At 71.2% G+C, this 10,627-nt stretch carries 11 protein-coding genes; 4 read left to right on the top strand and 7 right to left on the bottom strand.

The features are described 5' to 3' along the window. Both ACWCPI_RS34295 and ACWCPI_RS34290 read right to left on the bottom strand, forming a co-directional pair. Positions 1 to 626, bottom strand: a 626-nt coding sequence (locus ACWCPI_RS34295) for a maltotransferase domain-containing protein (protein ID WP_451041854.1), incomplete at its 3' end; no start/stop codon positions are given. A 70-nt stretch (positions 627 to 696) separates the two neighbouring features. Beyond that, on the bottom strand, positions 697 to 999 hold the full coding sequence (locus ACWCPI_RS34290) for a DUF5133 domain-containing protein (RefSeq protein WP_388796142.1): 303 nt from the start codon (positions 997 to 999) through the stop codon (positions 697 to 699). A gap of 299 nt (positions 1,000 to 1,298) precedes the next feature. Here ACWCPI_RS34290 and ACWCPI_RS34285 point away from each other — a divergent pair, with 299 nt between their 5' ends. Together ACWCPI_RS34285 and glgX are read left to right on the top strand one after the other, a co-directional pair. Continuing rightward, the gene (locus ACWCPI_RS34285; protein ID WP_451041853.1) at positions 1,299 to 1,808 is read left to right on the top strand and encodes a pep a2; all 510 of its coding nucleotides are present in this window, start codon (positions 1,299 to 1,301) and stop codon (positions 1,806 to 1,808) included. Next, positions 1,805 to 3,973, top strand: a complete 2,169-nt coding sequence (gene glgX, locus ACWCPI_RS34280) for a glycogen debranching protein GlgX (protein WP_451041852.1) — start codon at positions 1,805 to 1,807, stop codon at positions 3,971 to 3,973. The genes ACWCPI_RS34285 and glgX overlap by 4 nt, the downstream gene beginning before the upstream one ends. Here the strand turns inward: glgX and ACWCPI_RS34275 are convergent. Continuing rightward, positions 3,951 to 4,754 (bottom strand): VOC family protein, encoded by an 804-nt coding sequence (locus tag ACWCPI_RS34275; protein ID WP_451041851.1) that lies wholly within the window; start codon positions 4,752 to 4,754, stop codon positions 3,951 to 3,953. The genes glgX and ACWCPI_RS34275 overlap by 23 nt on opposite strands. A gap of 169 nt (positions 4,755 to 4,923) precedes the next feature. Between ACWCPI_RS34275 and ACWCPI_RS34270 the strand changes: the two genes are divergently transcribed. Further along, positions 4,924 to 5,256: an ANTAR domain-containing protein gene (locus tag ACWCPI_RS34270; RefSeq protein WP_451041850.1), complete on the top strand. Its 333-nt coding sequence runs from the start codon at positions 4,924 to 4,926 to the stop codon at positions 5,254 to 5,256. A gap of 49 nt (positions 5,257 to 5,305) precedes the next feature. Here ACWCPI_RS34270 and ACWCPI_RS34265 read toward each other — a convergent pair whose 3' ends face one another. Next, positions 5,306 to 6,097: an RNA polymerase sigma factor SigF gene (locus ACWCPI_RS34265; RefSeq protein WP_451041849.1), complete on the bottom strand. Its 792-nt coding sequence runs from the start codon at positions 6,095 to 6,097 to the stop codon at positions 5,306 to 5,308. Positions 6,098 to 6,657: 560 nt separating this feature from the next. Here ACWCPI_RS34265 and ACWCPI_RS34260 point away from each other — a divergent pair. Next, complete coding sequence (locus tag ACWCPI_RS34260) at positions 6,658 to 7,179, top strand: hypothetical protein (protein WP_451041848.1); 522 nt, start codon at positions 6,658 to 6,660, stop codon at positions 7,177 to 7,179. Positions 7,180 to 7,379: 200 nt separating this feature from the next. On the opposite strand, the gene hemC is transcribed toward ACWCPI_RS34260, so the two are convergent. The 3 genes from hemC to ACWCPI_RS34245 all read right to left on the bottom strand — a co-directional run bounded on the left by hemC (position 7,380) and on the right by ACWCPI_RS34245 (position 10,506). Further along, positions 7,380 to 8,315 carry a hydroxymethylbilane synthase gene (hemC, locus tag ACWCPI_RS34255; RefSeq protein WP_451041847.1) on the bottom strand — a complete coding sequence of 312 codons (936 nt, stop codon included), beginning with the start codon at positions 8,313 to 8,315 and terminating at the stop codon, positions 7,380 to 7,382. A gap of 299 nt (positions 8,316 to 8,614) precedes the next feature. Further along, positions 8,615 to 9,631: a questin oxidase family protein gene (locus ACWCPI_RS34250; RefSeq protein WP_451041846.1), complete on the bottom strand. Its 1,017-nt coding sequence runs from the start codon at positions 9,629 to 9,631 to the stop codon at positions 8,615 to 8,617. A gap of 98 nt (positions 9,632 to 9,729) precedes the next feature. Continuing rightward, on the bottom strand, positions 9,730 to 10,506 hold the full coding sequence (locus ACWCPI_RS34245; protein ID WP_451041845.1) for an NPP1 family protein: 777 nt from the start codon (positions 10,504 to 10,506) through the stop codon (positions 9,730 to 9,732). Positions 10,507 to 10,627 lie beyond the last annotated feature (121 nt).

Here is a 10,627-nt window from a genome sequence, read left to right as displayed (position 1 = left end):
CCGTACAGGGCGCGTTCGCGTTCCACGAGCAGCGGCAGCGGGTCCGAGGCGGTGACCAGGTCCCGCAGCGGATACCGCCCCAACACCGCGTCCACGTTGGCCGCGAAGGCCGCCGCCAGCCGCGATTCGGGCGGCAGTGAGTCGTCCCTCAGCGCCTGGGCGGCGGCCCGCACGGTCGCCCGTCCCGCCGCGTCGGGTACCTGGGCCGCCGCGCGCTCGTACAGTTCGCCGCCCTCCTCCAGGACCAGCCCGACGTCGATGCCGGCCGGGACCTTGATGCGGGCGGCGCGGCGCCAGGTGGCCACCGGGTCGCTCCAGGCCTCCACGTGGAACGTCCAGCGGCCGGTCGAGGGCGGCGTCACCCTGGCGCCCCAGCGGTCGGTGCCGGGAGCCAGTTCCCGCATCGGCGTCCACGGGCCCGGACGGCCGTCCGGGTCGGTCAGCACGACGTTGGCGGCCACGGCGTCATGGCCCTCACGGAACACGGTGGCCGAGACCTCGAAGGACTCGCCCGCGACCGCCTTCGCCGGATGCCTGCCGCACGCCACGGCCGGCTGTACGTCGCGTACCGGGATCCGGCCGATGGTCGCGGTGCCGGTACCGCTCCTGGTCTTGGTCCTGCCCATGGTTCACCTCCACCGTGCTGAGGGCCGGGCACGGGGCCCGGCCGGGAGTCGAAGCTGCGCCGGAAGGTCCTTACCGTCCGGCGAGGAAACGCCACCGCCCTGCCTTCGGAGGGCCCCGCCGCACAGTCGCGCTCAGCTGGGGGCGCTCGTCCTGCTCCCGGAGATAGGCGGCCAGAGTGATGCGCAGATAGCGCTCGGCGGCGTCCGCGGCCTCGCGGGCGCAACGCTTGCCCATCAGCACGCACAGGGTGTAGCCGGCGTCCTCGAAGGTGGCGCGCACGGTGAGGTCGGCCGGGGCCGCGAGCATGGCGCGTTCCCAGGCCCGGTATCGCCGCAAGTGCCGGGCGACTTCGGCTTTGGCCGGTAGCAGCATGGCGCCGTTCACCTTCCGGGTGCTCGATGACGCGTCTCCCGACCGTCGGGCGAAAACCCGTGCGCGTACACGCGCGGGTTCCGTTACGGGCATCGAGGTCTTCACACATGGTGCATGTTCGGACACAGACCGTCCTGTTGGGCATTCAACTACCTCAACATGCCCTCCTGTTGCACGAATGGCGTACCGCACCCACCCTGGAGTGACTCAAAAGCGATCAAAGCTCACGCTCCGTGCTCGGGGCCCCGTCCCGCAGGGGCGAGGGGAGCGGGAGCTTTCGCGGTGAGGAGGTAACGACGGTGAAGACCGCAGTGCCCTGCTACTACCACCTCGACGTGGAAGTCAGCCCCGAACGGGTGGGTCAGGTCAGCCGAATTCTGGCCGCTCACCTCAGGTACTGGGACCTGGAGACGCTTGTGAAGCCCGTCTGCCGCGGCGCTGAGATGCTGCTGCGGGCCATCGACGAGCACGCGAGGGACAAGAACACCTCGATCGAGATGTGGTGGAACGGCCAGCACCTCATCACCGCCATCGGCGACAACGACCGCGCCGTGCGCCCGGACCACGAACTGCGCGCCTGCCTCCAGCACCTCGCCGCCATGAGCGACGGCTGGGGCTGCTGCGCCACCGAGACCGGCAGCAAGGTCATCTGGTTCTCCCAGCGTGCCCGCGCCGGCGAACGCGCCCCGCTCGTACCGGCGGCCCCCGCGCCCAGCCTGCGCGAGGCCCGCGGCGTGCCGCGCGAGATGCCCGTCACGGCCCTGGCCGGCGCGCTCTCCCCGGACGGCGTACCGGAGGAGGCCCGGTGACCGGGCGTCGCCACCGCACAGGGGTGCCCGCCTGGAGCGGGCACCCCTACCCGCTGGGAGCCGCCTTCGACGGCCAGGGCACCAACTTCGCCCTGTTCAGCGAGGTCGCCGAACGCGTCGAGCTGGTCCTCGTCGACGACAAGGACCGGCACACCGCGATCCCGCTCACCGAGGTCGACGGCTTCGTCTGGCACGGCTACCTGCCCGGTGTGGGCCCGGGACAGCGCTACGGCTACCGGGTCCACGGCCCCTGGGCCCCGGGCCTCGGCCACCGGTGCAACCCGGCCAAGCTGCTGCTGGACCCGTACAGCCGGGCGGTCGACGGCCAGGTGGACAACCACGCCTCCCTCTTCGAGCGCACCCCCGGCGCCCCGTCCGAGGCCGACAGCGCCGGGCACACCATGCTCGGCGTGGTGACCGACCCGTCCTTCGACTGGGGCGACGACTGCCCGCCCCGGCGGCCGTACGCCGACACGGTCGTCTACGAGGCGCACGTGCGGGGCCTCACCCGCACCCACCCCGGCGTCCCGCCGAACCTGCGGGGCACCTACGCCGGACTCGCCCACCCCGCCGTCGTCGAGCACCTGACGTCCCTCGGGGTGACCGCCGTCGAGCTGATGCCGGTCCATCAGTACGTCCAGGACGGCGTCCTGCTCGACCGGGGCCTGTCCAACTACTGGGGCTACAACACGATCGGCTTCTTCGCGCCGCACAACGCCTACGCCGCCCACGGCACCCGCGGTGAGCAGGTGAACGAGTTCAAGTCGATGGTGAAGGCCCTGCACGAGGCCGGGCTCGAAGTGATCCTCGACGTGGTCTACAACCACACCGCCGAGGGCAACGAGCGCGGGCCCACCCTGTCCTTCCGCGGCATCGACAACGCCTCGTACTACCGCCTGGTGGACGGGGACTGGGCGCACTACTACGACACCACCGGCACCGGCAACAGCCTGCTGATGCGCCACCCGTACGTACTCCAGCTGATCATGGACTCGCTGCGCTACTGGGTCACCGAGATGCACGTCGACGGCTTCCGCTTCGACCTCGCGGCCACCCTGGCCCGGCAGTTCCACGAGGTGGACCGGCTCTCGGCGTTCTTCGACCTCATCCAGCAGGATCCGGTGATCAGCAGGGTCAAGCTGATCGCCGAACCGTGGGACGTCGGCGAGGGCGGCTACCAGGTCGGCAACTTCCCGCCGCTGTGGTCGGAGTGGAACGGCAAGTACCGCGACGCCGTACGGGACTTCTGGCGCGCCGAGCCCGGTTCGCTCGGCGAGTTCGCCTCCCGGCTGACCGGCTCCTCCGACCTGTACGCGCACAGCCGGCGCCGCCCGCGGGCCAGCGTCAACTTCGTGACCGCGCACGACGGCTTCACCCTGCGCGACCTGGTCTCCTACAACGACAAGCACAACGAGGCCAACGGCGAGGACAACCAGGACGGCGAGAGCCACAACCGGTCCTGGAACTGCGGCGCCGAGGGCGAGACCGACGACCCGGCCGTGCTGCGCCTGCGGGCCCGCCAGCAGCGCAACTTCCTGGTCACGCTGCTGCTGTCGCAGGGCATCCCCATGCTCTGCCACGGCGACGAACTGGGCCGGACCCAGCGCGGCAACAACAACGCCTACTGCCAGGACAACGAGATCTCCTGGGTCGACTGGCGCCTCACGGACGATCAGCGCGCCCTCGCCGACTTCACCCGGTACGTCATCGGGCTGCGCGCCGGCCACCCCGTCCTGCGCCGCCGCCGCTTCTTCCAGGGCGAGACGGCGACCCGCCCCGACCAGCCGCTGCCCGACCTGGTGTGGCTGCTGCCGGACGGCCGGGAGATGACCGACGAGGACTGGCAGCGCTCCGACGCCCACTCCCTCACCGTCTTCCTCAACGGCGACGCCATCGCCGAACCCGACTGGTGCGGACGCCCGGTCGTGGACGACTCGTTCCTGCTGCTGCTCAACGCCTACTGGGAGCCGGTGGAGTTCCACCTGCCGGACCGCGCCTACGGCGAACGCTGGACGACACTGATCGACACGGCCGAGTCCCAGGGCCCCCCGGACGAGTCCGAGCACAAGGCGGGCACGGCCCTCCTGGTCGAACGCCGCAGCCTGGTACTCCTGTCACGCCCGTCCCGCGCCGTACCGGCGTCTAGCGCACGTGCCGGGAAGTGACGGTGAACTGCGCCCCGTCCGGGTCCCGCAACACCGCCTCGTCGCTGCCCTTCGACAGCACACTGCCCCCGTGGAGTTCCGCAGCCCGGGCACACCCCTCGACGTCCGCCACCGCGAAGTGGACCTGCCAGTGCGGCCTGATGGTCGGGTCGGGCGCGGCCTCCAGCGCGCCCGACTCGATACGCGCGACGATGTCACCGCCGCTGCGCAGCACGACCTCGCCGCCCTCGTAGCGGACCTCACAGCACCCGGGCCGTTCCGACGCCCAGTCCAGGACCTCCCCGTAGAACATGGCGGCGTCGAACGCGTCACGTGTGTGGAGGCGGATGAACGTCGGCGCGGCGCGCCGCCACGTCTCCCAGTTGGAGATGAGTTCGCCCTCCCAGACACCGAAGGTCGCGCCGTCCCGGTCGGCCAGCAGCGCAGCCCGCCCCGGCGGCAGCGAGAGCGGCCCGACCGCCGCGGTGCCGCCCCGCTCCTGCACCCGCGCCACGGCGTCGTCCGCGCTCGGCACGGCGAAGTAGGGCGTCCAGGCCACGGCCATCTGCCACATCGAGGCGACCGCACCGATCCCCGCCACCGGCACGCTCTGCGCCAGCGCGATCCGGAAGCGGTCGCCCAGCTTGACCGGTCGCCAGCGCCAGCCCAGGACGGCGGAGTAGAACAGCTGGGTGGCTTCGAGATCGCGGCTGGTCAGGCTCACCCAGCAGGGTGCGCCGAACACGGAGTGTGTGGAGACGACCTCGGCCGTGCTACTGGAGGATCTTGCGTCGTGGTTCATGGCAGTCGCGTCCTGGTCTTCGCCCGACCGGCGGCCACCGGTCTTCTCCCAGTGTCCAGCCGGATCCGCTCCGGAGCCTGTCGAGTACCCCCGGCCCGGCGGCCAAACGGCCGAGTGCGGGGGCCGCCGTTCGCTGGCAGACGACCGACGAAGAGACGACTATGGGAGCGTGACGCCGGTACCGAGCGAACCCGCCGACGAGACCGACCGGATCGCTGAGCTGGAGGAGCAGATCGACCAGCTCAAGGAAGCGGTGGTCTCGCACGCTGTCGTGGACCAGGCGATCGGGATGATCGTCGCGCTGGGCCGCGTGTCCCCCGACGAGGGGTGGGCGATCCTCAGAGAGGTCTCGCAGCACACCAACATCAAGCTCCGCCACGTCGCGGAAATGATCATCACCTGGGGCAGGATGGGAAAGATGCCGCCCGAGATCCGCGTCGAACTCTCCGAGGCCCTGGAGCGTCACGGCCCGACGCAGATTCCGGGCTCGGCGGCGGAGTGATCCACTCCCGTCGAGGTCGGACGGTCATTCGAGGGCGTTCGCGGTCGAGTCAGCGGGCTTCGGCGAGCAGTTCCTCGCGCAGGTGGGCGAAGCAGCCGCTCAGCAGCCGGGAGACATGCATCTGCGAGATGCCCAGCTGCTGCGCGATGCGGCTCTGGGTCATCCCGCCGAAGAACCGGAGGTAGAGGATGGTCCGCTCGCGCTCCGGCAGCTTCTGCAGGCACGGCTTGACGGCCACGCGGTCGACGACGATGTCGTACGCCGGGTCCGGGCCGCCGATGGCGTCCCCCAGTGCGTAACCGTCGGTACCGGGCATCTCGGCCTCCAGCGACAACGCCGAGAAGCACTCCAGAGCCTCCATGCCGGTGCGCACCTCCGCCTCGGTCAGATGCGCGTGTTCGGCGATCTCGGCGACGGTGGGGGTGCGGCCCGGGGCGCTCTGCGACAGCTCCTTCGCGGAACTGCGCACCCGGTTGCGCAGGTCCTGGACCCGGCGCGGTACGTGCAGCGTCCACATGTGGTCACGGAAGTGCCGCTTGATCTCGCCGGTGATGGTGGGCACCGCGTACGCCTCGAAGGCGTGGCCGCGTGCCGGGTCGTAGTGGTCGACGGCCTTCACCAGCCCCAGGGCTGCCACCTGGTACAGGTCCTCCAGGGACTCGCCGCGGCCCTTGAACCGGACGGCGATGCGCTCGGCCATGGGCAGCCAGGCCTGAACCAGTTCGTCCCTGAGGGCCTTGCGCTCCGGACCGTCGGGCAGTGCCACGAGCCGGTCGAACGCCGCGGCCGTGTCGGGGGCGTCATCGTGCGGGTGCTGCTTCGTCCTGGTGGTGGCACTCATCTGGTGCGCACCTCCCTTAGCAGGTGCTGGTGGGACAGACACCATGGGAGGTGTGGCTCGGGCCACCAGGAGACATCCTGGGCCAGTCGAGACCGACTCCCACGGACGTGCCTCCTGTCCGAAGCACATACACCAAGATACCCCCCCAACCCGCACCTGCAACAGATTTCGTGAATACGACTACGTGTTACTGCGGGACAACCGTGCGTCGGCGGAGCGCCAGGCCGGCTGTTGCCGCTGGTCACGGGCATGGCCCGAGGTTTGGGTCGGCCTCGCGCCGCCCCGCCGTGCGCTCGGCTTCGCCGTCCGTCCGCGGCAGCCGCCTGTGTGTCCGCCGCGGTCCGATCGCTGCTCTTCCGGCCGGCTTGCCGATCTTGGCGCGGAACGTGATGTGCGGCACGTGGTTGAGGTCGGCCGTTCGGCCGGAAAGCGTATTCCGGCAGCCCACGGCTTGATCGGTGATCAAGGGTGCGAATGGGCTGGCCACTGCGCATTCTGCTCATTTGACAGTGCACTGAGCCCAAAGATAGGAAGCAGCTCTCTGGGTCGAGAGGTGGATTGTGTACGAGCCGAACGTGGTCGGGGACTGGCACGAGTACGACGAGCATGCCGGTCTGCGTGTCCGCGTCCACCGACTGGAAGCCGCCGAGCCGCCGCGCGGGCGGGACGACGCAGCCGAGGGGCTGACGTACTTCAGGGTGCGCGTCACCGTCGAGAACCGCGGCGACCGGCACCTCGGCATCCACCTCGAGGACGGCCAGATCGACGTGCGGATCGGCCGTGACGGGGAGGCGGCCTTCATCGACTGGCGCAACTCGCAGTTCATCGAGGGCTTCGACGTCTATCCGCTGCGCCGGGCCACCGCCGTGCTGTACGCCGCTGGTCCCGAGGCGAGCCTGAACCAGGTCGACGTGCAGATCCAGCTGCGTGTCGAGGAGGAGTGGGCGGACCGTCGGCTGTGGAGCGGCGGCCTCGGCCTCCAGGAGGGTCCCCTCGGCGCCCACGCCGCCACCCTGCGGGACGGCCTCGCGCTCCAGGTGAGCAACTTCCTGCGCGAGCAGGCCGAAGAGGGCACCGCCTGACGGATCCGCCGGGCGTGGGGTGCCGCACGGTGCCGCCCCGCGCCGGACGCGGGCGCGGACACCCCGCCGATTCCACCGACTCACGGGTCCGGCACCCGGCTCGGGCACGCTCGGCGTTCCTTTGCCCGCGTGCCCGGCGTCGCCTCACCACCCCCGCCGAGCGGCCGAGATCCCCCGGATGGCGTCGGCGGGTGGAACGCCTAGTGCGGGATGCCGTCGATGATCTCGCGGGCGCCCTGCCGCAGCAGCGCCACGGCCACCGACGTGCCGAGGGTGGCCGGGTCCAGACGGCCGGCCCATTCGTGGGCGTTGAGGCGGGTCTTGCCGTCCGGGGTGAAGACACAGGCCCGCAGGGACAGTTCACCGCTGCGGTCCACGCGCGCGTACCCGGCGATCGGACTGTTGCAGTGCCCCTGCAGGACGTGCAGGAACATGCGCTCGGCGGTGGCCTCCCGGTGGGTGTCGGGGTCGCCGAGGCCGCTGACGGCGTCGATGAGCTCGCTGTCACCCTCGCGGCACTGCAGCGCGAGGATGCCCGCGCCGATCGGCGGCATCATCGCCTCGGGTGAGAGGACCTCGCTGATCACGTCCTCGCGCCCGATGCGCTCAAGGCCGGACACCGCCAGCAGCAGCGCGTCCGCCTCGCCCGCCGCCAGCTTCTCCAGCCGGCGGTTGGCGTTGCCCCGGAAGGGCACGCACTCCAGGTGCGGGTGGGTCGCGGCCAGCTGGGCGACGCGGCGCACCGAGGAGGTGCCGATGCGGGTCCCGTCGGGCAGCTCGTCCAGGGTGCGGCCGCCGGGGTGCACGAGGGCGTCCCGGATGTCGTCCCGCTTCAGGAACGCGGCGAAGGTCGTCCCCGCGGGCAGCGGCCGGTCGGCGGGGATGTCCTTGACGCAGTGCACCGCGAGATCGGCCTCGCCCGCCAGCAGCGCCGCGTCGACCTCCTTGGTGAACGCGCCCTTGCCCTCGACCTGGGAAAGATCGCCCATCCACTTGTCCCCGGTCGTCTTCACCGGCACGACCTCGGTGCGGACACCGGGATGAAGGGCCGCCAACTCGGCGCGGACGCGCTCCACTTGGGCGAGTGCCATCGGCGAGTCGCGGGAGACGATACGGATCAGCTCAGGGACGGACATGCGGACACGATAGACCCTCGCGCCATGTCGCCTTCGCCGTATGGACGGATCTCACGCCCCGGCGGCCGGGTACGGCAGCCGCCACTCGACGGGGTGCAGATCGAAGGCGCCGAGCCCCTCGGCGTCCTCACCGTCCCGTCCTCCACCACGGACCCGGCCCGCCGCCACGGCCTGGCCCGTCCGCCGTCTCCGCCCACCCGTCGGCGCTGCGCCCGGGGGCCCGCCGGTGTCCCGACCTCAGGGCCACCATGCGCTGTTCGGGCGAACGGACCTCGGAAAATGCCCTGCCGACGGAGGGTTCAGGCCAAGGGCCGGCTGATCTCCACCGCCCGCAGGGCGGCCGTGAGGGCGGGTTCGTCGCCGACGTCCAGTGCGGTGTCGGTGAACTTGACGACGTGCTCGTCGCCGTGGGCGAGGGCCCGCTCCAGGACCTCCTCGGCGGTGAGCCGGGCCGCGGGCGTGTAGACGACGGGTTCCTTCGGCGCGTACATCGCGGTGACCGCCGCGGATGCCGTCCACGCGGCGTGCAGGCTCGGCGCCCACAGTTCGCGCGGCAGCGAATCCAGTGTCCGCAGCACCGCGTTGGGGGCGGTCGCCGCGTGCACGAGCATGGTCTCCTCGCCGTGGCCGTGGGTGGCGTAGCGGTGTGTCGCGGCGCGGACCAGCTCGGTGAGGCGCTCGCGGGCCGTGTCCGGGTCGGTCACGTCACCGGCCCAGACGGGCAGTCGGCGCACCGCGGCCAGACGGGCCGGAAACTCCTCGTCGGGCTCCTCGACGGCGGGAACGGCGTCCAGGGACGCGGCGGCGCTCGGCGCACCCGGCAGTGCGGTGATGCCGGAGACGGGCTGGTGCCGGGCGGCCCAGTAGCCGAGCGCGTGGGCGAGTTCGGTGACGCGGGGCGTGTTCTCGCCGTGCTGCAGGGCGCGTACGGCGTGGCCGACCCGGATCACCGGATGCGTGGAGCCGCCGTACAGCCCGGGCAGCAGGCGCGGCCACCATGCGGCCAGGACATTCTTCCAGGGACGCTCGGTGAGCGCGCGGGTGAAGTGGTCGGTCCAGTCCGCGGCGCGGCGAACATCGCCGAGTGCCGCGCGCCAGTTGGCCTCGGTGACGGGTGCCACGCGGTCCGGAAAGTCCTCGAGCTTGCTCTCGTACCGGTCGAGCCACCGGTGCACGGCGCCTGCCCGCCCGTTCGCCGCGAGTGCCTCGACGACCATCGGGGCGTGGTTCGTGAGCCGGCCGAGCCGCTCGGGGCCGGACGCGTGGAGTCGTTCCAGGGCTTCTTCGAGCTGCCCGCTCGTGTCGTGCGTGTCCATGCCGTCGACGTTACGCGCGGCCGGCGATCACCGGATCGGACCCGGGGAGGAACCGGGGTGCCCCCGGTCCTAGGTCCCGAGCCCGAGCCGGGACGGGGTCAGGCGTAGGGGTCGAAGGGGATGCCGGACGGCTTGGCCGAGGCCAGGTTGCCCGGGAAGCTGCCGTCCTTCAGACCGAAGTTGGCGCTGCCGAAGTCGTGGGCGACCAGCTTGTCGCGCACGCCCGCCGGGTAGCCGTTCCAGCCCACCAGAGGCGGGTACTGCCAGGTTCCCTTGTGGTTCTCGGGGGGTTCGTCGTTCGAGTTGGCCAGGCGGAAGCAGTGCGTGCTGATGCCGTCCTTGTGGTAGACGATCTTCGGATGCGTCCCCTCGAAGCGGACCTTGGCGGCGGCGTGCACGGTGTACGAGCCGTGGTTGGACGTCGAGACGTACTGCACCTGGCCGTTCTGCACCCACACCACGACGTGCTCCCAGTCGTGCCGGTGCCCGCCGATGCCGCTGCCCGACAGCGCCTGGTCCTTCTCGAAGTACAGGTCGTACATGTAGGCGCACCAGCCGTTGTTGCACTTGTAGCGCGAGTACGCGTTCGTGTTGTCGAGGTCCGAGGCGTCCCGGCAGCCGCCGCTGAGCGAACCACTGGGCTTGAGGCCGCCGTTGACGGTTCCGTCGGGGCCGATGGCGGGGGTCGAGTAACAGCCGTCGGTGTCGTAGTCGTACGCCGGCTCGTAAGTCCTCTCCGCCGCCTCGGCGTTGGCGGGCAGTGCCCCCGGCGGGGCGGCGAAGGCGGTGCCGGGGAAGGCGACGACCAGGACGGCGGCACCGGCGAGCCCGGTGAGCCATCTTCTGCGGTGCGTGCGGGACGTCTGTGACGACACTGCGTCCTCCTCCTGATTCGGGCACGCAGCCCAACGGGCATGGGGGGAAAGGCAGTTCAGGATGCTGGCTTTTCCCTGCCGTGCCAAGAGCCACGGACGTACCGCCGGTGACGATCAGCGC

The organism is Streptomyces sp. NPDC001920 (assembly GCF_053594495.1).
Note: the sequence above shows the minus strand (reverse complement) of the source record. Positions and strands in the feature narration are given on the sequence as shown.

Bases quoted from the DNA above. Each gene is read 5' to 3' on its own strand.
- ACWCPI_RS34290 (WP_388796142.1), bottom strand. From the start codon at position 999: ATGCTGCTACCGGCCAAAGCCGAAGTCGCCCGGCACTTGCGGCGATAC.
- ACWCPI_RS34275 (WP_451041851.1), bottom strand. From the start codon at position 4,754: ATGAACCACGACGCAAGATCCTCCAGTAGCACGGCCGAGGTCGTCTCC.
- ACWCPI_RS34265 (WP_451041849.1), bottom strand. From the start codon at position 6,097: ATGAGTGCCACCACCAGGACGAAGCAGCACCCGCACGATGACGCCCCC.
- hemC (WP_451041847.1), bottom strand. From the start codon at position 8,315: ATGTCCGTCCCTGAGCTGATCCGTATCGTCTCCCGCGACTCGCCGATG.
- ACWCPI_RS34250 (WP_451041846.1), bottom strand. From the start codon at position 9,631: ATGGACACGCACGACACGAGCGGGCAGCTCGAAGAAGCCCTGGAACGA.